This window comes from Halovulum marinum (assembly GCF_009697225.1).
Lineage (GTDB): Bacteria > Pseudomonadota > Alphaproteobacteria > Rhodobacterales > Rhodobacteraceae > Halovulum > Halovulum marinum.
Window position 1 is genome coordinate 318,799 of the sequence record NZ_WIND01000001.1, and the last position, 20,929, is coordinate 339,727.

Annotated in this window: 16 protein-coding genes; 7 read left to right on the top strand and 9 right to left on the bottom strand. The window is 74.0% G+C overall.

Annotation, left to right across the window (positions count from 1 at the left end):
* The first annotated feature begins 45 nt into the window (after positions 1–45).
* Genes GE300_RS01700 through GE300_RS01710 form a run of 3 tightly spaced genes read left to right on the top strand, consistent with a single transcriptional unit; the run spans position 46 to position 1,436 of the window.
* Entirely contained in the window at positions 46–684 is a 639-nt protein-coding gene (locus GE300_RS01700; protein ID WP_154444289.1) for a GNAT family N-acetyltransferase, read from the top strand.
* A 12-nt stretch (positions 685–696) separates the two neighbouring features.
* Positions 697–1,251 carry an isochorismatase family protein gene (locus tag GE300_RS01705; protein WP_154444291.1) on the top strand — a complete coding sequence of 185 codons (555 nt, stop codon included), beginning with the start codon at positions 697–699 and terminating at the stop codon, positions 1,249–1,251.
* A gap of 11 nt (positions 1,252–1,262) precedes the next feature.
* Positions 1,263–1,436: a hypothetical protein gene (locus GE300_RS01710; RefSeq protein ID WP_154444293.1), complete on the top strand. Its 174-nt coding sequence runs from the start codon at positions 1,263–1,265 to the stop codon at positions 1,434–1,436.
* A 552-nt stretch (positions 1,437–1,988) separates the two neighbouring features.
* Here the strand turns inward: GE300_RS01710 and pbpC are convergent.
* Complete coding sequence (gene pbpC / locus GE300_RS01715; protein WP_154444295.1) at positions 1,989–4,013, bottom strand: penicillin-binding protein 1C; 2,025 nt, start codon at positions 4,011–4,013, stop codon at positions 1,989–1,991.
* Positions 4,010–9,460 carry an alpha-2-macroglobulin family protein gene (locus GE300_RS01720; protein ID WP_154444297.1) on the bottom strand — a complete coding sequence of 1,817 codons (5,451 nt, stop codon included), beginning with the start codon at positions 9,458–9,460 and terminating at the stop codon, positions 4,010–4,012. The genes pbpC and GE300_RS01720 overlap by 4 nt, the downstream gene beginning before the upstream one ends.
* Positions 9,461–9,636: 176 nt before the next feature.
* Between GE300_RS01720 and GE300_RS01725 the strand changes: the two genes are divergently transcribed.
* From GE300_RS01725 to GE300_RS01740, 4 genes are read left to right on the top strand one after another with little or no spacing between them, the layout of a single operon-like run.
* On the top strand, positions 9,637–10,278 hold the full coding sequence (locus GE300_RS01725) for an ABC transporter ATP-binding protein (RefSeq protein WP_154444299.1): 642 nt from the start codon (positions 9,637–9,639) through the stop codon (positions 10,276–10,278).
* Positions 10,275–12,707: an ABC transporter permease gene (locus tag GE300_RS01730; protein WP_154444301.1), complete on the top strand. Its 2,433-nt coding sequence runs from the start codon at positions 10,275–10,277 to the stop codon at positions 12,705–12,707. Before GE300_RS01725 ends, GE300_RS01730 begins: the two co-directional genes overlap by 4 nt.
* A complete protein-coding gene (locus tag GE300_RS01735; RefSeq protein WP_154444303.1) occupies positions 12,697–13,764 on the top strand; it encodes a lipocalin-like domain-containing protein in 1,068 nt (355 codons plus the stop codon). The genes GE300_RS01730 and GE300_RS01735 overlap by 11 nt, the downstream gene beginning before the upstream one ends.
* Positions 13,757–14,152 (top strand): DUF2237 family protein, encoded by a 396-nt coding sequence (locus tag GE300_RS01740; RefSeq protein WP_154444305.1) that lies wholly within the window; start codon positions 13,757–13,759, stop codon positions 14,150–14,152. Before GE300_RS01735 ends, GE300_RS01740 begins: the two co-directional genes overlap by 8 nt.
* A gap of 24 nt (positions 14,153–14,176) precedes the next feature.
* On the opposite strand, the gene GE300_RS01745 is transcribed toward GE300_RS01740, so the two are convergent.
* Genes GE300_RS01745 through GE300_RS01775 form a run of 7 tightly spaced genes read right to left on the bottom strand, consistent with a single transcriptional unit; the run spans position 14,177 to position 20,927 of the window.
* On the bottom strand, positions 14,177–14,941 hold the full coding sequence (locus tag GE300_RS01745; RefSeq protein WP_154444307.1) for a crotonase/enoyl-CoA hydratase family protein: 765 nt from the start codon (positions 14,939–14,941) through the stop codon (positions 14,177–14,179).
* The gene (locus GE300_RS01750) at positions 14,938–15,801 is read right to left on the bottom strand and encodes a hydroxymethylglutaryl-CoA lyase (RefSeq protein ID WP_154444309.1); all 864 of its coding nucleotides are present in this window, start codon (positions 15,799–15,801) and stop codon (positions 14,938–14,940) included. Before GE300_RS01750 ends, GE300_RS01745 begins: the two co-directional genes overlap by 4 nt.
* Positions 15,794–17,755 carry an ATP-binding protein gene (locus tag GE300_RS01755; protein WP_154444311.1) on the bottom strand — a complete coding sequence of 654 codons (1,962 nt, stop codon included), beginning with the start codon at positions 17,753–17,755 and terminating at the stop codon, positions 15,794–15,796. The genes GE300_RS01750 and GE300_RS01755 overlap by 8 nt, the downstream gene beginning before the upstream one ends.
* An 8-nt stretch (positions 17,756–17,763) precedes the next feature.
* The gene (locus tag GE300_RS01760) at positions 17,764–19,338 is read right to left on the bottom strand and encodes a carboxyl transferase domain-containing protein (RefSeq protein WP_154444313.1); all 1,575 of its coding nucleotides are present in this window, start codon (positions 19,336–19,338) and stop codon (positions 17,764–17,766) included.
* Complete coding sequence (locus GE300_RS01765; protein ID WP_233416701.1) at positions 19,335–19,778, bottom strand: hypothetical protein; 444 nt, start codon at positions 19,776–19,778, stop codon at positions 19,335–19,337. Before GE300_RS01765 ends, GE300_RS01760 begins: the two co-directional genes overlap by 4 nt.
* Entirely contained in the window at positions 19,775–20,536 is a 762-nt protein-coding gene (locus tag GE300_RS01770; protein WP_154444317.1) for a flavodoxin family protein, read from the bottom strand. Before GE300_RS01770 ends, GE300_RS01765 begins: the two co-directional genes overlap by 4 nt.
* Positions 20,523–20,927, bottom strand: a complete 405-nt coding sequence (locus GE300_RS01775) for a DUF1622 domain-containing protein (RefSeq protein ID WP_154444319.1) — start codon at positions 20,925–20,927, stop codon at positions 20,523–20,525. The genes GE300_RS01770 and GE300_RS01775 overlap by 14 nt, the downstream gene beginning before the upstream one ends.
* Positions 20,928–20,929: the final 2 nt, after the last annotated feature.

A 20,929-nucleotide genomic window follows, 5' to 3' on the forward strand; every position in this document is an offset into this window, starting at 1 on the left:
GGACACATCTGCAATCGAAAACCGCCTGCTCCAGGAGACTCCCCAATGCCCGACGGTCAAATCGCATTCGGCGCCGACCCGCACTCCGCCGCCCCCGCTCGCCCGCGCCCGAAACTTGCCGTGACCACGGCCAAGACCATCGAGGACATCATGCGCGTCACCACGATCCGCGCCGCCGTCTACATGGCCGAGCAGGACTGCCCCTACGAGGAAGAGTTCGACGGCAACGACTTCTGCGCCACCCACATGATCGGCTGGGTCGACGGCGAGCCGGTGGCCTGCGTGCGCATCCGCTATTTCGGAGGCTTCGCCAAGATCGAGCGGCTGGCGGTGCGTCCGCGCTATCGCAAGTCGCGCATCGCCTTCAAGATGATCCGCGCCGCGTTCGACCACTGCCTGCGCAAGGGGTTCACCAAGATCCTCGGCCACGCGCGAAACGAGCTGATCCCGCTTTACAAGATGTTCGGATGTCGCGTGGCAGACACGGGCCGTAGCCTGGTGTTCTCCGATTACTCCTACACCGAAATGATCTGGGAGGGCGAATTGCCCGAGAACGCCATCACGCTGGAAAGCGATCCCTACGAGCTGCTGCGCCCCGAGGGCGAGTGGGACCGGCGCGGCGTGCTGGAGGACTCGGTCGACCGCAGCGCCGAGCAGGGCAGCTATGCGATCGCGGCGGAATAGGGAGCGCGCGCCATGAGCATCATCATCAGGCCGTCCGACAGCGTCTTCAAGCGCACCACGCCGCTTGTCCTGATCTTTGGCGCCTACCGGCGATTCGAGCTGGACCCGCCGCTGTCGCAGGAGGAACTGGACACGATCACCCAGGTCGTCGCGCTGTCGCGGCGCCTGCGGGCACCGCTGGCGTTCTCGCGCCTGGTGCCCGAGGATCGCGCACCGGAAGCGGGTGTCTGGCTGCCGGACTGCCGCCCGAAGATCACCGACCGGGTGTTCGACCACGCCCCGGGCTCGATGTTCCAGAACCGGGAATTCGCCAACGCGTTCAGAAGCATAACCCGGCGCGACCTGGTCCTGACCGGACCCCGGAGCGATTCGTCGCTGATGGCCACCGCCCGCGATTCCCGCCCCTATGGCCGCGACGCGCAGGTGGTTTTGCCCGATGGCGCGCTGCATATACGCAGCACGGCGACACGGGCCGTTCGCGAGGTCGCCGCGGTGATGCCACAATCTGGGCGAATTTCCACAGTCAACTTCAGCGAGTGGGAGCAATCCGTCTGTGTCTTTGAGTAGCGAGGCCCTCGTTGGATCAGACGCCAAGAAGAAACAAAGAGCATGAGGCCATCCTGAGAATGATGGTCTATATGCAGGGCGAACTATTCAGGTGCGGCCTCGACAAAGAGGCCGGTATTATTTCTGAAGTCATAGCAAGTATTGAAGAATTGCGCGGCGCCAGAACTGTCGCCGCCGACGCCTAAGCCGAATCGTGCACTTTCTCACACTCGGCATTATCGCTGCCGATGCAAAAATGCACATTCTGGCGCGCTGCGAGATTATCCCTATAATTTGAATCGTCGCCTGAACGGGCGGATCGGCAGGGCCCCCTCATCTTACCAAGGGGGATGCGTAATTGGGCCCTGCCAGGGATCCGGACGTGCAGCGACCGGTGGGCCGGGTGTGTCGGACCGCTGGTGTAGCGAGTGCTTGGTCGGGCCCCTTTTCGGGGTCGGCAGGGTCGTTTGCTTTGGTGACGATCTGCCCGTGACCGGCCGCTTGGACGGTTCCGTGCCCGGCAGTGGGGGCTGCCGGCGATGCGGAACGGACGGAGCACTGTGGCTCCGTCCCGCCCTTAGTAGTTGCTTTCGGAGCGTAGGTTGCGTTGCTCCTTGTACAGGGCGAAGCCGCTCAGGCGCGGACACGCTGACGCGTAGAGAATTGCCCGGGCTCGCGGGGGTGGGCCCGGGCATCCTGATTCCAGCCCGCGCCGCGATCGACGCCCAGCCGCGCGTCGCAGCAGGGGGGCTGCCCGCTCAGGGCCGCTGCACCAGCACCGTGGCCCGGGCCGAGGTTCCCGCCGCATCCAGCACCGTTACGGTCACGAACCCCGGGTCCGCCACCGGCCACACCAGGCTGCGCGCCTGCCGGTCCCACGCGATCACCCGCTGGTCGATCATCCAGGTGAAGGGCGGCGTGCCGCGCTCCAGCTTGGCCACCAGATGCGCCGCGTCGCCGCCGGCGGGCGCGGCCAGCTGCAGCGTCGCACCGGCGGGCGGGTAGGCCAGCGCCACCCCCAGGCCTTCGTCGGCGCCGCCGCCGAGGACACGCAGCGGCGCCGGCAGGTCGGCGAGCCCGCCGGTCAGCGCGGCGGGCGGCGGGCCGGGCAACGCCGCCCGCCGCGGCCCCAGCCGCCCGAACGCCTGGAACAGCAGCGGTGCGGCGGTGCCCTGCCCGGACAGGCCCGGCACACTGCCGCCGTCCGGTCGACCGACCCAGATCCCGACCACATGCGCGCCGTCGTAGCCCACCGCCCAGGCGTCGCGGTAGCCGTAGGAGGTGCCGGTCTTGAAGGCGATGTCGCCCCCCGCGCCGGCCTCGGGCGGGGGCGCACCGCGCAGGATGTCGGTGACGTACCAGGCCGCCGCCGGATCCAGCAGCCGGCGGCCCTCGGCGTCCTGCCCGCCCCGCGCCAGCACCGCATACAGCGACACCAGGTCCTGCAGGCTCAGGCCCAGTCCGCCCAGCGCCGCGGCCAGCCCCGGCGCCGCCCCGTCGGGGGTGTGCGGCGACGCGCCCGCCCGGTTCAGGAACGCCACCAGCCGGCGCGGGCCCAGCGCGTCCAGCAGCGCGACCGCCGGCACGTTCAGCGACGCCTGCAGCGCCTGCCGCGCCGACACCGGCCCGCGAAACCCGCCGTCGAAATTGCGCGGCGCATAGCCGCCGAAATCGGTCGGCCGGTCGTTCAGCCGCGTCTCGGGGTGGGCGAGACCATCGGCGAAGGCCAGCGCGTAGACGAAGGGCTTCAGCGCCGAGCCCGGCGAGCGCACCGCCCGCGTCATGTCGATATAGCCGCCGCGCGCGGCCCGCCCGGCGCGCGCCGCGCCGACCTGCGCCAGCATCTGGCCCGCGCGGTGGTCGTAGACGGTCGCCGCCGCGGCCACCCCCGGCGGCAGGCCCTCGACGGCGCGCGCCAGCAGATCCTCGATCGCGCCCTGGGCGCCGGCCTCGACCGGCAGCCGGTGCACCGGGGCGGCGGGCGCGTCGGCGCGGGCGCGGTCGGCCAGGTGCCAGGCGCGGTCGGGAAAGGCGCGGCGCCGGCTGGGGACCGGCGCGGCGCGGGCACGGTCCAGCAGCGCGGGATCGAGCGCGCCGGCGGCGGCGGCGCGGCGCAGCACCGCGTTGCGGGCGGCGCGGGCGACGCCGGGCGCGCGGTCCGGACGCCGCGCCTCGGGGGCCTGCGGCAGCGCCACCAGCAGCGCCGCCTCGGCGGGCGCCAGCCGCCGGGCGTCCTTGCCGAACCAGCTGAAGGCGCCGGCGCGCACGCCCTCGATGTTGCCGCCGAACGGCGCGCGGGAAAGGTAGATCTCGAGAATCTCGCGCTTCGACAGCACCCGCTCCAGCGCCAGCGCCAGCCGGATCTGCCGCAGCTTGCCCGTCCAGCGCCCGGTGGTGCCGTCGTCCAGCAGCCGCGCGACCTGCATGGTCAGCGTCGAGCCGCCCGAGACGATCCGTCCGGCCAGCAGGCTGTCGCGGGCGGCGCGGGCCAGCGCCAGCGGATCGACGCCCGCGTGACGGTAAAAGCGCTTGTCCTCGTAGGCGATCAGCATCTCCAGATAGGCCGGATCGACCGTGTCCAGCGCCACCGGCAGCCGCCAGCGGTCGTCGGCGGCGAGGAACACGCGCAGCGGCACGCCGTGCCGGTCGGCGGCCAGCACCGAGGTCGGCGCGGCCAGCGGCGGCAGCGGCGTGGCCGCGACCCAGCGGTCGGCCGCCAGCGCCGCGCCCGCCGTCAGCGCAGCACCGGCCAGCGCCGCGCGCAGCGCGCGGCGGCGGCTCATCCGCCCGCCGTCACCGTCACCCGCCCGGTGCCGGTGCGGGCGCGGTAGGCGGGGCGGTACATGTCCTCGACCGAAGCCGCGGGCTGGCGGAAGCTGCCGGGCGAGACGGCCCGGACCACGTAGGCCAGCCGGAACGGCCGGGTGCCGCGCCAGTCCACCGCCGCGGTGAAGCGGTCGGTCTGCGCCGAGCGGTAGTGCGCGACATCGTCCAGATCCAGCCAGCCCAGCGCCGCGGTCCCGCCGCTGGAGACGAGGTTCGGGTTCTCGATCTCGAACCCCGCCGGCACCGGATCCTCGACCATCAGCCGCGCCTGCGCCGGGCGTTCTGGGGCGATGCGCAGCACGACCACCAGCCGGTCGTTGCGGGCGATCTGCCCGTCCTCGACCGGCGTGCCGTCAAGCCGGTAGAGCGCCCGCTCGATGCGATAGCCGTTGCCCTGCGCCGGTGCGTCCGTGGCCGGGGTGCCGAACACCGACAGCACCACCGGCACCGCGGCGGCGCCGTCGTTGCGCAGCTCGACCGGCGCGGCAAGCTGCGCCGCGTCCAGCTGCCGCGCGGCAACGGCGCCGAGGTCCTGCCCGCCGAGCGTCAGCCCGGGCATGCCGGCCTCGGCGCCCAGCGCGTGCGCGGCCAGCACGGTCCACAGCTTCTCCTGGGTGGAGGACGCGGCGCGGGCCGGGCCGGCGGCGTTCGCCACCGCCTGCGACAGGCGGGCACGGTCGACGGCCTCGGTTCCGGCCTCGACCGCAAGCGTCAGCACCGCCGCCCGGTCGCGGGCGACGCTGCCGTAGTCGGCACGCCAGCCGGTGTCCGCCGCCGCGTTCCCGTCCAGCCGGCCGGCGGCGGCGCGGAACATCGCGTCGGCCCGGCCCGGATCGCCATAGGCGGCCAGCGCCGCGCCCAGCTGCGCCAGCGCCAGCGGCGTGGCGAAGGCGTCGGCGCGGGCGTCGGCGTAGTAGCGCAGATCTCCGATCGACGCCGCCCCCTCGCGCGCCAGCACCAGCAACGCATAGGCGATGCCCTCGCCGCCCGCCTCGAAATCGGGCGCGGCGTTGACCTGGTTCGACAGGTTGTCGAGCGCCGCGCGGAACGCCCGCTCCGGCACCGCGTGCCCGGCGGCACGGGCGCGCGACAGGAAGTCGGTGACGTAGGCGTCCAGCCACAGCGTCTCGGAGCCGGCGGACCACATGCCGAACCCGCCGTTGCGCGCCTGCCGGCCCAGCACCGCCTCGATCGCCTCGGCCAGCCGCTGGCGCAGCGCGTCGCGCCCGCCGAGGTCCAGCGCCCCGGCCAGCCGGTCGTAGTAGACCAGCGGCAGCGCGCGCGAGGTGATCTGCTCGGTGCAGCCGTAGGGATAGGTGTCGAGCGCGGTCAGCAGCCCCGGCACGTCGAACCGCGCCAGCGGCCCGGCCGACAGCAGCACCCGCCCGGTGCCCGGCACCAGCCCGGCGAACAGCTCGGGGCCCAGCGACAGCCCGCCGCCCGCGGCCAGTTCCAGCCGGGTCTGGCGCGCGATCTCGGGATCGTTGGCGCGGATCCCCAGCGTCAGCGTCTTGGTCAGCACCCGGCCGTCCGGCGTGGTCACCGCCAGGTGCAGGCGGTTGTCGCCGACGGCGCCCGCCTGCAGCGGCACCGAGATGTCCGCGCGCGCGCCCGCGTCCAGCGTCACGGATTGCGGCTGCTGCGGCAGCGGCACGTCCTCGGTGCCGGTGAAGGCCACCTGCATCTCGCCGGCGGGCCCCGAGACATGCGCCAGCGCAAGGCTCAGCGTTGCCCGGTCGCCGGGGGCGAGAAAGCGCGGCAGGCTGGCGCTGAGCACGACCGGGTCGCGCACCAGCAGGTCCTGCGCCGCCTGCCCCACGCCGCTGTCCGACCAGACCACCGCCGCCAGCCGCACGGTGCCGTTGAAGTCCGGCAGGTCGACCGGGACCGTCACCCGGCCGTCGGCGCCGACCTGCAGCGGGCCGGAGAACTGCGCCACCGGCGTTTCTGTCGGCGGCGGCGACTGCCGCCCCATGGCGCCGCCATCGCCGCCCTGTCGCAGCGCGCCCGGCGTGCCGCCGAACCCGTCGATCAGCCGGCCGTAGACGTCTCGCAGTTCCACCCCCAGCCGCCGCTGGCCCAGGTAATGGCCCTGCGGGTCGGGATCCCGGTGGCCGGTGACGTTCAGGATGCCCACGTCGACCGCCGAGACGGTGGCCCAGACGGTCTGGCCCGGCTGTACGCCATCGACCTGCAGCACCGCCCGGTGGACGCCGCGCGGGTCGGCCTCGGCCGCCGAGACGAAGCGGGCGGCCAGTGCCCGCGGCCCCGGATCGACGCCGACCCAGCCGAGCCCGAGCGCCCGCGCCGGGTTCTGCCCGGCGGCCGGATCCAGCGGCCGGACATGGCTGGCCAGCACATAGGCGCCCGGCCCCCAGGCGTCGGTGACAGGCAACGCCAGCTCCAGCGGCCCGGCCTTCGTCGCGGTGACGCTGCGCCGGTCGATCAGCCCGCCGGCCAGCACCGTGACCTGGATCTCGCCCGGCGCGCGCGGCTCCAGCCGCAGGGTGGCGGTGTCGCCCGGCGCATAGCGGTCGCGGTCGAGCGACAGCTCCAGCAGGTCGGGCGTTTCGGTACCGGCACCGGCGGCATACCAGCCGGCGTCGAAGGTCAGCAGTGTGCGGGCGTAGCCGCCCTGCCCGCCGGCGATCTGCAACTCGTAGTGGCCCCAGTCCACCGGCGCCTGCAGCCGTGCGGGCGCCTGCGCCGGGATGTCGAGCGTGCCGTCGGCGACCCGCTCGCGCGTGGTGATCGGCTCGTAGTTCCAGTTGCCGCCGACCTCGTACCACTGGTGGTCGGTGCGGACGCGGAACAGCTCCCACCGCAGGCCGTCGCGCGCGGTGCGCGCACCGCCGGCGGCCAGCGCGATCACCTCGAAGCCGGCGGCGGCGCCCTGCTGCGCCGCGCCGTCGAACAGCGGCCGGATCCCGATCAGCGGCGCGGGCGGCGCGACCGGCCGGGTCTCGCGCCGCTCGACCGGGCGGCCCGATGCGTCGCTCAGGCGCACCGTCAGCCACGCCTCCAGCGGGCCGGTGACGGTGCCGGGCATCGGCAGGGTCAGATCCAGCCGGGCGCTGCCGTCGGCGCCGGTGGTGCCGCCCGGCAGCAGCGTCTCCAGCGGCTCGGCCGGCGCGTCCGGCGCGCCGAAGCGAAAACCGGTCCAATCCGGCAACGTGTCGGCCGGGCCGACGCGCAGCTCGCCCTCGATGCCCAGATCCGCGCCCGGCGCGCCGTAAAGGTAGCGCGCCGAAATCGTCAGCGGCAGCGGCGCCGCGGGGTCGAGCGCGCCCGGCGGCAGGCCCAGGTCGAAGTCGATCCGCTCGGGCACGAAATCCTCGACCAGCACCGCGGCACGGGCCAGCGCCGGGGCTTCGGGGTCGGCGTACACCGCCAGCGTCCAGGTGCCGCGCTGCGCGCCCGGCGGCAGCTCCAGCGCCAGCGCGCGGCCCCCCGCGCCGGCATCGGGCAAGACGCGGCGGTCATGCTCGACCCCGTCGGGGCGGGTGGTGATCACGGTCAGCGGCAGGCCCGGGATCGCCCGCGCGTCGGTATCGCGCGCCAGGATCGTGGCGTGGAGCGTGTCGCCGGGGCGGTAAATGCCGCGCTCGGTGGCCAGGAACACGTCCACCGGCGGCGGCGCGGCGCGGCCGTCAACACCGCGGTCCGACAGGTCCAGCCCGGCCTCGGTCAGGTCCAGGTAGGCGTAATCGCCCTGCGGGCCGGTCGCCGTCAGCAGCGCCGGCGAATCGCCCCCGGTGCCGCGGGTCAGCGCGGCGGGGAAGGCGGCATAGCCCTCGGCGTCGGTCGTCGCGGTGCCCAGCGTCGCGCCCGAGCGCGCTGCCAGCGTCAGCTCGACACCGGCCAGCGGCGCGGCGCTGCCCAGCGCGCGGACGAAGGCATGCAGTCCGTCCTCGCCCTGCATCGTCGCCAGGCCGAGGTCGGTGACGATGAACCACTGCGTCGCGACGCTCTGCCATTCGCCGGTGCCGGGCAGGCTGGCGGTCATCGCGTAGACGCCCGGCTCGAAACCGGCGACCGCCTCGCCCACCGGCAGCGTGGCGGTGACGTCGAGGTTGAGCCGCGTCTCGACGCGCGCGGTGCCGGTCCAGACCGCCGCGCCCAGGCTGTCGGCGATGCGGCGCTGGTCGTTGGCCGAGATCTGGCTGCCGACCAACTGCTCGCGCAGCGCGGCACGCAGCCCGGCGTCGGGGATGCGGTGGATCGAGACCTGCACCTCGGGCGCGTTGACGCTGACCAGCGGGATCGCGGCGCTGTCGGTGCGCGGCAGCACGTAGGCGCGGCCGGGAAACCGGGCCGAGGGCGCGCGGTCGCGGACATAGACCGACTGCTCGACGCTGCGGCCGAGGCTCTCGCCGCTGATCGCGGGCAGGCCGGCGCGCAGGGTGAAGGACAGCCGCGCGCCGTGCGCCACGCCCTCGACGCACAGCTGCCGGTCGCGGGCGCTGACCGTCAGGTCGGCGTCGGGCAGCTGCACGTAGTCGGCGTAGTCCACCGCGCCCGCGACCAGCGGCTCCGAGAAGGTCAGGCACACGCGCGGGCTGGCGGCGTCGCTGTCCACGGTGGTGTCGATGACGCGAAAGCCGAACAGCCGCCGGGCGCGCTCCAGCGCCGCCTCCAGGTCGCGGCGCGGGCCGCTCTCCAGCGCCAGCCGCAGCGCATCGATCGCGCGGCGGCCGTCGTCCGCCGCCTCCAGCGCCTCGGCCAGGCGCTGCGCCGCGGCGGCCTGCGCCGGGCCGTCGGGGGCGCGCAGCCAGCCGTTGACCGCGGCCAGCAGCGCCTCCTCGCGCAGGCGGCGTTGCTCGGCGTAGTCGTCGGTCTCGACCGCGCTGGCGTATTCCGAATAGGCCAGCCACATGTCATGCCGGTCGACCAGCGCCACGGCGACGGCGGCCTGCTGCATCGCCCCGGCCGGATCGCCGGCCTGTGCCAGCGACCGCGCCTGCGCCAGCCGCGCCGCGGCGTCCGAGCCGCCGCGGAAGTCGAAGGCCAGCCGCTCGGCCTGCGCGCGGGCGGCATCGATCCGCCCCGACGGCAGGAAGTCCAGCCGCTCGCCCTGCGCCTGCGCGCGGGACAGCGCGTCCGGCGCCGCCGGCACCATCATCGCCGAGACCGCGCCCAGGTACGGATCGCGCCGGCTGACGTCGGTCTTCAGGAAACAGGCCGCGGCGCGGGTGTTGTAGGTGAACGCCCGGCAGTCGCCCTCGGCCGCGCAGGCGGTGCGGCACAGCCCCAGCGTGGTGTCGAAGATCGCCCGCAGATCGCCGCCGTAGAAGTCCACGTCCCATTCGAACACCGGGCGCTTGGCCGGCACCGGCGCGGTCTGCGCGATCGCTCCGCCGGCGACGGCACCAAGCAGCAACAGGATCAGGACGAGACGAGGCATCGGTGTTCCCTCCGGGCATGAGCCTACCCGGAGACTGTCCCACCGCCCGATTCCCCACAAGGCCGACGCGGGGCCCCGGCAGCGCGGTTGCGCGGTGGACCGTCGCATGCGCGTCGCCAGCCTTGGCTTCCGCCCGCCGGGTGCTACCGTCGCCGGTGAACCCGAGGGACCGGCCGATGCTCGACGTCCAGAACCTGACCAAGCGGTACGGCGCGCTGACCATCCTCGACGGGGTGAGCCTGACGCTGGGCGCCGGCGAGACCATGGCGCTGGTGGGCGAATCGGGCAGCGGCAAAAGCACCCTGCTGCACCTGATCGCGGGGCTGGACGCGCCCGATGCCGGGCGGGTGGTGCTGGACGGGCGCGAACTGGCCGCGCTGGACGACGCCGGCCGCGCCGCCGCCCGCCGCGACCTGGTCGGCCTGGTGTTCCAGCAGTTCAACCTGGTGCAGAGCCTGACGGTGGCGCAGAACATCGCGCTGCAGGCCCGGCTGGCCGGGCGCCACGACGCCGGGCGTGCCGCCCGGCTGAGCGAGCGGCTGGGCCTGACCGGGCTGGAGGCGCGCTTTCCCGAGCAGCTGTCCGGCGGCCAGCAGCAGCGCGTCGCCATCGCCCGCGCGCTGGCCGCGGCGCCGCCCCTGCTGCTGGCCGACGAGCCGACCGGCAACCTGGACGAGGCCACCGGCGACCGGGTCATGGACCTGCTGCTTGAACTGGTCGCCGAGGCCGGCATGGCGCTGATCCTGGTGACGCACTCGCCGCGGCTGGCCGGCCGCCTGCGCCGGGTCGAGCGGCTGCACGCCGGGCGGCTGGAATGACCGGCTTCGGCACGCTTCTGGCGACGCTGCTCAGCCACTGGCGCCGGCGACCGTGGCAACTGCTGGCGCTGGTCGTCGGGCTGGCGGCGGCGACCGCCCTGTGGAGCGGGGTGCAGGCGCTGAACGCGCAGGCGCGCGCCTCGTACGATCGCGCCGCCGCGGTTCTGGGCGGCGACCGGTTCGCCGCGATCACCGGCCCCGGCGGGCAAGCGGTGTCGGTTGCGGACTACGCCGCGCTGCGCCGCGCGGGCTGGCGGGTCTCGCCGGTGCTGGACGGCAGCTGGCAGGCCGGCGGCGACCGGTTCCGCCTGCTCGGGGTCGAGCCACTGACGCTTCCTGCCGGCGCACCGGGCGGCGGGCGGATCGGAACCGAGGCCGACCTGGTCGCCTTCGTCACCCCGCCCTACCGGCTGATCGGCAGCCCCGAGACGCTGGCGCGCCTGCCCGCGGGCGCATGGGCCACGCGGGCCGATCCGGAACTGCCGCCGGGCGTGCTGATCGCCGACATCGCGCTGGCCGACCGCCTGCTGGCCCGCGACGGGCGCATCGACCGGCTGCTGGTGGCACCGGAGCAGCCCGGGGGCCTGCCGCCGCCGGACACGCTGACCGGCACCGGGCTGACGCTGACGCCGCCGGACGAGAGTTCCGACCTAGCGCAGCTGACCGACAGCTTTCATCTGAACCTGACCGCGTTCGGCTTCCTGTCGTTCGTCGTCGGCCTGTTCATCGTGCATTCCACCATCGGCCTTGCGTTCGAGCAGCGCCGGCCGATGGTGCGCACGCTGCGCGCGCTGGGCGTCGGGCGCTGGCGGCTGACCGGCGCGCTGCTGGCCGAGCTTCTGGTGCTGGCCACGGTCGCGGCCGCGCTGGGCATGGCGCTGGGCTATGGCATCGCCGGGGCGCTGCTGCCCGATGTCGCCGCCAGCCTGCGCGGGCTCTACGGCGCGGAGCTGCCGGGCGAACTTGGACTGAGGGCCGGCTGGTGGCTGACGGGCTTCGCGATGGCGCTGGCCGGCACGCTGGTCGCGGCGCTGTCGGCGCTGTGGCGGCTGCACCGGCTGCCGGTGCTGGCCGCGGCGCAGACCGAGGCGTGGTACGGCGCGCAGCTGCGCACGCTGCGGCTGCAGGCGGCGCTGGCCGCGGCGCTGGCGCTGGCCGCCGCCGCGCTGGCGTGGCGCGGCGAGGGGCTGGGCGCGGGCTTTGCGCTGATGGCGGCGGTGATGCTGGCGGCGGTGCTGGCGCTGCCGCCGGTGCTGGCGCTGGTGCTGACGCTGGCGCGGCGCCGGGCGCGGACGCCGGTGGCCGAATGGTTCGTGGCCGAAAGCCGCGCGCAGATCGGCGGCGTCAGCCTGGCGCTGATGGCGCTGCTGCTGGCGCTGTCGGTGAACATCGGCGTCGGGGCGATGGTGTCCAGCTTCCGCGCGACGTTCCTCGACTGGCTCGACCAGCGGCTGGCGGCCGAGCTGTACGTCCGCGGCGCCGACGCCGGGCAGGCCGCCGCGATGACCGCCTGGCTGCAGGACCGCCCCGAGGTGCTGGCGGTGCTGCCGATCCAGAGCGTGGAGCTGTCCCGCGGCGGCTATCCCTATTTCCTGCACGGCATTCGCGACGACGCCATGTACCGCGAATCCTGGCCGCTGCTGCAGGCGGCGGAGGCACCCTGGGACCGGGTTGCGGACGGCAGCGGCGTGCTGGTCAGCGAGCAGTTCGCCCGCGCCGCCGGGCTGGCCCTGGGCGACCGGCTGACCCCCGGCGGCGCCGGCCCCGCCTGGACCCCCGAGGTGGTGGGCATCTACCCCGACTACGGCAATCCCACCGGGCAGGCGATCACCTCGCACGCGCGGCTGACCGCGCGCTGGGCGCTGCCGCCGCCGACCCGCTTCGCGGTGCGGCTGACGGACGGGGCCACGCCACAAGTGGTGGCGGCGCTGAACCAGCGGTTCGCGCTGGGGCCGGAACAGGCGGTGGACCAGGCGGCGCTGAAGGCGGTGTCGCGGCAGGTGTTCGAGCGCACCTTCGCGGTGACGCTGGCGCTGAACGTGCTGACCTTCGCGGTGGCGGGGCTGGCGCTGCTGATCAGCCTGCTGACGCTGGCCGGGATGCGCCTGCCGCAGCTGGCGCCGCTGTGGGCGCTGGGGCTGACACGCGCGCGGCTGGCGCGGCTGGAGCTGGTCCGGGCGTTGCTGCTGGCGCTGGTGACCGCGGCGCTGGCGGTGCCGCTGGGCGTGCTGGTCGCGTGGATCCTGCTGGCGGTGGTCAACGTCGAGGCGTTCGGCTGGCGCATCCCGCTGCGTCATTATCCGGGCCAGTGGCTGCAGCTTGGTGCGCTGGCGATGGTGACCGCGAGCCTGGCCGCCGCGCTGCCGGCCCGGCGGCTGGGGCGCACCCCGCCGGCGCTGCTGCTGAGGGTGTTTTCCGATGCGCGCTAGGCTGCTTCCGATGCTGGCGGGGGTGCTGTTCGCCGCCGCCGCCCACGCGCAGGGCTATGCCGGGCTGGGCACCGATGCCGAGGGTTACGGCGTCGTCTCGCCCGACTACCGGCTGACGTTCCCGCGCGACCACCAGCCGCATCCGGAGTTCCGGATCGAGTGGTGGTACGTGACCGCGAACCTGAGCGGCCCGGACGGCGCCCCGCTGGGCCTGCAATGGACGCTGTTCCGCCAGGCGGTGCGCCCGCCCGGCGATACCGACGCGGACGGCTGGGCCTCGCCGCAGGTCTGGATGGGGCACGCAGCGGTGACCACGGCGCGAGAACACCGCGTCGCCGAGACCTTCGCGCGCGGCGGTGTCGGTCAGGCCGGCGTCACCGCCGGGCCGTTCGAGGCCTGGATCGACGACTGGGCGATGACCGCCGCCGATGACAGCCTCGACCGGCTGCGGCTGCGGGCGCGAGGCGCGGATTTCTCCTACGACCTGACGCTGCGCGCCGAGGGGCCGCTGGTGCCGCAGGGACAGGACGGCTATTCGGTCAAGTCCGCGGCCGGGCAGGCCTCGCACTATTACAGCCAGCCGTTCTACAGCGCCCGGGGCACGGTGACGCTGGATGGCCGCGGCATCGACGTCTCCGGCCGCGCCTGGCTCGACCGGGAATGGTCCAGCCAGCCGCTGACCGGCGCGCAGACCGGCTGGGACTGGTTCGCGCTGCACCTGCCGGACGGCGCGAAGCTGATGGCCTATCGCCTGCGCAGCGCCGACGGCAGCGCCTATGTCCCCGGCACCTGGATCGCCGCCGACGGCACGCCGACGCCGCTGGCCGACGGCGTGCTGGAGATCGAGCCGCTGGCCTGGCATCGCGCCGAGGGCGGCGAGATCCCGGTGCGCTGGCGCGTGCGCTATCCCGACCGGGGCCTCGACCTCACCGTCGCGGCGCTCAATCCCGACAGTTTCATGACCACCGCTTTTCCGTACTGGGAAGGCCCTGTAAGCTATACCGGCACCCACCGGGGCGAGGGCTATCTGGAGATGACCGGGTACCGCGATGACTGAGCGCCGCGAAGGCCAGGACGCGCCGCTGAACGTGCTGGGCGGGCGGCTGCAGGAATGCTCCGCCGCGCCCGTGACCGGCTTCTGGCGCGACGGCTGCTGCAACACCGGCCCGCAGGACGTCGGCCGGCACACGGTGTGCGCGGTGATGACCGCGGCGTTCCTCGCGTTCTCGCGCAGCCGCGGCAACGATCTGAGCACGCCTGCCCCCGAGGCCGGCTTTCCGGGGCTGAAACCCGGCGACCGCTGGTGCCTGTGCGCCGCGCGCTGGGCCGAGGCGCTGGAAGCGGGAATCGCCCCGCCGGTGATGCTGGACGCCACCCACGCGGCCACCCTGCGCGTCGTCGGCCTGGCCGATCTGCGCCGGCACGCGGTGGTCTCGCGCGCCTGACGCGGCCGGCCGGCGCCGCGGCGGCTAACGCTCCAGGAAGGCCGCGATCCGCTCTGCCGCCTCGGGCCGCTCCCAGCAATCGGCAAGCGCGGCGATGGTCTGCTCGATCGCCGCATCGTCGATCACCGGCCCCAGCCGGCGCGCCAGCCGCTTGGCCTCCGCCACCGCGCCGGGAACCGCCGCGCGATAGGGCGCGACCTCGTCCGTGACGGCGGCGTCCAGCGCCTCGGGCGGAACCACCCGCGCCGCCAGCCCCAGCGCGGGCAGCTCGTCTGCCCCGAAGACGCGGCCGCTCATGAACACCCGGCGGGCGCGGCCCTCGCCGATCCGCGCCAGCACGTAGGGCGCGATCGTGGCCGGGATCAGCCCCAGCCGGGTCTCGGTGAAGCCGAACCGGCCGCCCGATGCGGCCACCGCCACGTCGCAGACCGCCATCAGCCCCAGACCGCCGCCCATCGCGGTGCCGTTGATCCGCCCGATCAGCGGCTTCGACAGCGTGTTCAGATCGCGCAGCATGTGCGCCAGCGCCCGGGCCTCGGCCAGCCGCGTCGCGCGGTCGGCGGCGAACTGCGCACGCATCCAGCCCAGGTCGGCCCCGGCGCAGAACGATCGCCCCGCGCCGGTCAGCACCACCGCGCGCACGTCCGCGTCGCCGTCCAGCCGCGCGGCGGCGTCGCGCAGCGCCGCGATCATCCCGGCGGACATGGCATTGTGCCGGTCCGGGCGGTTCAGCGTCAGCCGTGCGACGCCGTCTTCGCCGGTCTCGATCCGCAGGGTTTGCTCGCTCATGCTTCCGCTCCGCGTTTCAGGCTGCGCGCGAAGCGCGCGGCGCCGGCCAGCAGGCCCGCGTCGACGCCGGTGGCGTGGCCCAGCCGGTGCAGATGCGCCACCAGCGCCTCGGTTGCCAGGTTGCCGGCGGCGCCGGGCGCATAGGGGCACCCGCCAAGCCCGCCCAGCGCGGCGTCGAAAACGCGCAGCCCGCGCGCCAGCGCCACGTCGACATTGGCAAGCGCGCCGCCGCCGGTGTCGTGAAAATGCCCCGCCAGCCGCGCCGCCGGCACCACCTTCAGGACCGCGTCCAGCATCGCCGCGACCTGGTCCGGCGTGCCGCGTCCAAGGGTTTCGCCCAGGCTGACCTCGGCCGCGCCCTCGGCCAGCAGCCGCCCGGCCACCGCGGCGACCGCCGCGGTCGCGACCCGGCCCTCGTAGGGGCAGTCGGTGACGCAGGACACATAGCCGCGCACCGGAATGCCGTCGGCCCGCGCGGCGCGGAACACCGGCGCGAAGCGCGCGAAGCTCTCGTCGATCGAACAGTTGATGTTGGCCCGCGAGAAGCCCTCGGTGGCCGAAGCGAACACCGCCACCCGGTCCACCCCGGCGGCGCGGGCCCGTGCATAGCCGGTCTCGTTCGGCACCAGCGCGGTGATGGCCACCCCCGGCACGCGGCCGACGCCGGCCATCACCTCGGCCGCGTCGGCCAGCTGCGGCACCGCGCGCGGCGAGACGAAGCTGGTGACCTCGATCTGCCGCAGCCCCGCGGCCACCGCCCGCGCCACCAGCGCGATCTTGTCGGCGGTCGGGATCGTGCCCGGCTCGTTCTGCAGCCCGTCGCGGGGCCCGACCTCGCAGATCGTCACCGGCTCAGTCATCGCCGTCGTCCTCGGCGCGCAGCGTGATCAGCAGCGCACCGCGCGCCACCTGGTCGCCCTCGGCGACGTCGACCCGCGCGACCGAGCCGCGGCGCGGCGCGCGCAGCGTGTGTTCCATCTTCATCGCCTCGAGCACCAGCAGCGGATCGCCCTCCTCGACGTGGGCTTCGGCCACCACCGCCACCCTGCGCACGAAGCCGGGCATCGGCGCGGTCAGCGTGTCGGTGGCGTCCGCGGCCTCGGCGGCGCGCACCGGATCGGCGCGGCTTACGGTCAGTGGCTGGCCGTCGGGTGCCAGCGTCACCGCGGCGCCGTGGAGCGTCACCGGCATCGCCCGCCGCCGGTCGCCCCAGGTCCAGCGCCAGTGCGGCGTACCCGGCTCGATCGCGCAAAGTTCGGTGACCCCCTGCGGCAGCGCGACCTCGAACAGCCCGGGCCTAGGCTGCCGGATCATGGCGGTGATCGTGCCGCCGTCCAGCACCATCCGCACCGGCTGCCGCAGCGGCGTCCAGAGGTGGAAGCCGTCGGCGCCCTCGCGCGGCAGCCCGGCCAGCGCCACGGCGGCCAGCGCCAGGATCTCGGGCTCCGGCGCCGGCTCGGCGGTCAGCGCGGCGCCGCGCCGGTCGATCAGGCCGGTGTCCAGCCGCCCGGCGGCGAAATCCGCATCGTCCAACAGCCGCACCAGAAAGCCCATGTTGGTGACCGAGCCGGCCAGCCGCGCCCCCGCCAGCCCGCGGCGCAGCGCCGCGATCGCCGCGGGCCGGTCGGCGCCGTGCGCGATCACCTTGGCGATCATCGGATCGTAGTGCGGGCTGATCTCGTCGCCCGCCCGCACGCCGCTGTCCACCCGCACGCCGGGCCCGAAGTCGACCTCGGCCAGCCGGCCGGTCGCGGGCAGGAAGCCGTTCGCCGGGTCCTCGGCGTAGACCCGCGCCTCGATGGCGTGGCCGCGGGCGCGGATCCCGTCCTGGCGCGCGGTCAGCGCCTCGCCGGCGGCGATGCGCAGCTGCCACTCGACCAGATCGATGCCGGTGACGGCCTCGGTGACCGGATGCTCGACCTGCAGCCGGGTGTTCATCTCCATGAACCAGAACCCGTCCTCGCGCAGCGGCCCCGAGCCGTCGGCGATGAACTCCACCGTGCCGGCGCCGGCATAGCCGATGGCCTCGGCGGCGCGCACCGCCGCCGCGCCCATCGCCGCGCGGACCGCGTCGGTCATGCCCGGCGCGGGGGCTTCCTCGATCACCTTCTGGTGCCGCCGTTGCATCGAGCAGTCGCGCTCCCAAAGGTGCAGCGCGCGGCTGCCGTCGCCCACCACCTGGATCTCGATGTGCCGGGGCCGGGCGACGAACTTCTCGATCAGCACGTCGGCGTTGCCGAACGCCTGCCGCGCCTCGCGCCGCGCGCCCGCCAGCGCGTCGGCGAAATCCCCGGCGCGGTCGACGCGGCGCATGCCCTTGCCGCCGCCGCCGGCCACCGCCTTGATCAGCACCGGCCAGCCGATCGCCTCGGCCTGCGCCGCCAGCAGCGCGTCGTCCTGGTCGCGGCCGTGATAGCCCGGCACCACCGGCACCCCGGCTTCGGCCATCAGCGCCTTGGCGCGGTCCTTCAGCCCCATCGCCCGGATCGCCGCCGCCGAGGGGCCGACGAACACCAGCCCGGCGGCGACGACCGCCTCGACGAACTCGGGGTTTTCGGACAGGAAGCCATAGCCCGGATGAATCGCCTGCGCGCCGGTGGCGCGGGCGGCTGCCACAATGGCGGCGCCGTCCAGATAGCTGCGGGTTGCCTCGGCCGGGCCGATGCGCACCGCCTCGTCGGCCATCTCGACGTGCAGCGCGTCCGCGTCGGCGTCCGAATACACGGCGATGCAGCGGAGACCCATCCGCCGCGCGGTGCGGATCACGCGGCAGGCGATCTCGCCGCGGTTGGCGATCAGCAGGCTCTCGAACATCGCGGGCCTCACATCCGGAACACGCCAAAGCGCGTGGGCGGCACCGGCGCGCCGTCGCAGGCCGCCAGCGACAGGGACACGACGCGGCGGGTGTCGCGCGGGTCGATCACCCCGTCGTCCCACAACCGCGCCGAGGCGAACAGCGGGTTCGACTGCAGCTCGAACTGGTCGAGGACCGGCTGCCTGAACGCTGCCTCCTCCTCGGCACTCCAGCTGCCGCCGCGCCGCTCGATCCCCTCGCGGCGCACGGTGGCCAGCACGCCCGCGGCCTGCGCCCCGCCCATCACCGAGATGCGCGAGTTCGGCCAGGACCACAGGAACCGCGGCTGATAGGCGCGGCCCGCCATGCCGTAGTTGCCGGCGCCGAACGAGCCGCCGATCAGCACGGTGATCTTCGGCACCGCGACGGTGGCGACAGCGGTGACCAGCTTGGCGCCGGCGCGGGCGATACCGCCATGCTCGGCGTCCCGGCCGACCATGAAGCCGGTGATGTTCTGCAGGAACAGCAGCGGCGTGCCGCGCTGCGCGCAAAGCTGGACGAAATGCGCGCCCTTCTCGGCGCTTTCCGAGAACAGCACGCCGTTGTTGGCCAGGATGCCCACCGCCCAGCCGTCGATATGCGCGAAGCCGGTGACCAGGGTCTCGCCGTACCGTGCCTTGAACGCGTCGAACGCGCCGCCGTCCACCAGCCGGGCGATCGCCGCGTGCACGTCGTAGGGCTGCCGCAGGTCCGCCGGCACGATGTCCAGCAGACCGTCCGGATCCGCCGCCGGCGCAGCCGGCGGTCGCCGGGCGAGCGCCCCCGCCTGCGGGGGCCCGAGCCCGGCGACGGCCTGGCGGGCCAGCGCCAGCGCATGGGCGTCGTCCTCCGCCAGGTAGTCCGCCACGCCCGACAGCCGGGTGTGCACGTCGCCGCCGCCCAGCGCCTCGGCGCTGATCTGCTCGCCGGTCGCGGCCTTGACCAGCGGCGGACCGGCCAGAAAGATCGTGCCCTGCTCGCGCACGATGATCGACACGTCCGACATCGCCGGCACATAGGCCCCGCCGGCGGTGCACGAGCCCATCACCACGGCGATCTGCGCGATGCCCCGCGCGCTCATGTTGGCCTGGTTGTAGAAGATCCGCCCGAAATGGTCGCGATCCGGGAACACCTCGTCCTGGTTCGGCAGGTTCGCCCCGCCCGAATCCACCAGATAGACGCAGGGCAACCGGTTCTCGGCGGCGATCTCCTGCGCCCGCAGGTGCTTTTTCACCGTCATCGGATAATAGGTGCCGCCCTTCGCGGTGGCATCGTTGCACACCACCATCACCTGCCGGCCGGCGACCGTGCCGATGCCGGCGATCACCCCGGCGCAGGGCGCCGCGCCGTCGTACATGCCGTGCGCCGCCAGCGCGCCGACTTCCAGGAACGGGCTGCCCGGATCGAGCAGCGCGCCGATCCGGTCGCGCGGCAGCATCTTGCCGCGGCTTTCGTGCCTGGCCTGCGCCTCGGCGCCGCCGCCGACCGCCGCCGTGCGCGCTGCCGCGGCGACCTCGTCCAGCATCCGCAGATGTTCGGCCCGGTTCGCCGCCGCGTCGATCATGTCTCGTGCTCCGTTTCGATCAGGGCGCGCCGCAGGTGACAGACCTCGAGATGCGCGCGCATCAGCGCGCAGCGCGCGGCATGGCCGGCAGGTCGTCCGGACGGCGCGCTGCAGAACCGGGCCGCCGTCCGGTCCGCCCCGGCGCGCAGCCCGGTCGCGGTCGGCCCCGCGCCCAGGGCGCGCAGGCGGGCGGCCAGCGCCGCCGCCTGCGCTTCGAGCCCAGCCGCCAGCGCGGCCCGGCAGGCGGTGAGGCCGCGCAGGTCCTCCGCGATGTCCAGGCGATGCCCCGCCAGGATGCCGGCGCAGACGGCGCTGTCGCCGCCCGCGTCGGCGCACTGCGCATGGCGGCGCAGCGGATCCGCCAGGCCCGCGTCCTGTGCCGCGGCCGGACCGGCCGGGGCGGACAGCATGGCCAGCAGAACCGCCGCGCGCGCGTTCACGCCCGATGCTCCGGGTTCTCGTAGTCGAACCGGCAGCCGGCCTTCCACGCGTTGCGGTCGTTGCCGTGGTTCGGCAGCCCGCCGGCATCCTTCAGCATCCGCGCCAGATGCAGCAGGTTCCACGTCATGATCGTGGTGTTGCGCTGGGTGAAGTCGTTGCCGAACCCCGCGCGCGTGCCGTCGTCCATCTCGTCGCCATAGCTGGGCCCCGGCCCGGCCTCGCCGATCCAGCCGCAGTCGGCCTGCGGCGGGACGGTATAGCCCAGATGCCCCAGCGCATAGAGCAGCGTCATCGACGCGTGCTTGATCCCGTCCTCGTTGCCGGTGATCACGCAGCCGCCGACCTTGCCGTAGAACAGGGACTGCCCCTTGTCGTTGAGCATGCCCGACATGCCGTAGAGCCGCTCGATCAGCACCCGGCAGACCGAACTTTCCTCGCCCAGCCACAGCGGCGAGCCGATGATCAGGATCTCGGCCGCCTTCACCTTCTCCCACAGCGCCGGCCAGTCGTCTCGGTCCCAGCCCTGTTCGGTCATGTCAGGGTAGACCCCCGGCGGCACCTGGTGCGAAAGCATGTGCACATGCTCCACCATGACGCCGTTCCGTTCCATGATCTCGCCGGCCACGTTCAGCAGCAGCTTGGTGTGGCTCTCGGACGGTTGGCGCTTCAGCGAGGTGTTCACGATCACCGCCTTCAGATCGGAGAAGTCGGTGGTGTTGTCGTCGCACAGCTTCTTCTGCTGGTCAGTCAGGGTCATGGGCCAGTTCCTTTCGGATGTCCTTGATCTCGCGGTCCAGGAAGAAGCTGATCACCGAACGGATCAGCACCAGAAGGCCGAGGAACAGCAGATCCTCGAGCCGCAGGCTGAGGGCCGTGTGGATGATGTCCGACACGATCAGCAGCTCCAACCCTGCAAGAATGTAACGCCCCAGCTCCATCCGCGCAGCGCCGATGCCGTGCACGCGGCTCAAGCCTGCGTGAGCGAACTCGGCGCGCAGGTAGCCGATCAGGAACCGCGCGGTGCCCACCAGCATCAGCAGGATCGCGATGATGTCGATCCCCGCCGCGACCCACTCCAGCAGATACACCATGCCGGGCAGCTCGGCATGGAGGATGTCCGTCTGCGCGCCGTCCCCACCGTCTTCCATGC

Bases quoted from the DNA above. Each gene is read 5' to 3' on its own strand.
- GE300_RS01700 (WP_154444289.1), top strand. From the start codon at position 46: ATGCCCGACGGTCAAATCGCATTCGGCGCCGACCCGCACTCCGCCGCC.
- GE300_RS01705 (WP_154444291.1), top strand. From the start codon at position 697: ATGAGCATCATCATCAGGCCGTCCGACAGCGTCTTCAAGCGCACCACG.
- pbpC (WP_154444295.1), bottom strand. From the start codon at position 4,013: ATGAGCCGCCGCCGCGCGCTGCGCGCGGCGCTGGCCGGTGCTGCGCTG.
- GE300_RS01720 (WP_154444297.1), bottom strand. From the start codon at position 9,460: ATGCCTCGTCTCGTCCTGATCCTGTTGCTGCTTGGTGCCGTCGCCGGC.
- GE300_RS01725 (WP_154444299.1), top strand. From the start codon at position 9,637: ATGCTCGACGTCCAGAACCTGACCAAGCGGTACGGCGCGCTGACCATC.
- GE300_RS01730 (WP_154444301.1), top strand. From the start codon at position 10,275: ATGACCGGCTTCGGCACGCTTCTGGCGACGCTGCTCAGCCACTGGCGC.
- GE300_RS01735 (WP_154444303.1), top strand. From the start codon at position 12,697: ATGCGCGCTAGGCTGCTTCCGATGCTGGCGGGGGTGCTGTTCGCCGCC.
- GE300_RS01740 (WP_154444305.1), top strand. From the start codon at position 13,757: ATGACTGAGCGCCGCGAAGGCCAGGACGCGCCGCTGAACGTGCTGGGC.
- GE300_RS01745 (WP_154444307.1), bottom strand. From the start codon at position 14,941: ATGAGCGAGCAAACCCTGCGGATCGAGACCGGCGAAGACGGCGTCGCA.
- GE300_RS01750 (WP_154444309.1), bottom strand. From the start codon at position 15,801: ATGACTGAGCCGGTGACGATCTGCGAGGTCGGGCCCCGCGACGGGCTG.
- GE300_RS01755 (WP_154444311.1), bottom strand. From the start codon at position 17,755: ATGTTCGAGAGCCTGCTGATCGCCAACCGCGGCGAGATCGCCTGCCGC.
- GE300_RS01760 (WP_154444313.1), bottom strand. From the start codon at position 19,338: ATGATCGACGCGGCGGCGAACCGGGCCGAACATCTGCGGATGCTGGAC.
- GE300_RS01770 (WP_154444317.1), bottom strand. From the start codon at position 20,536: ATGACCCTGACTGACCAGCAGAAGAAGCTGTGCGACGACAACACCACC.
- GE300_RS01775 (WP_154444319.1), bottom strand. From the start codon at position 20,927: ATGGAAGACGGTGGGGACGGCGCGCAGACGGACATCCTCCATGCCGAG.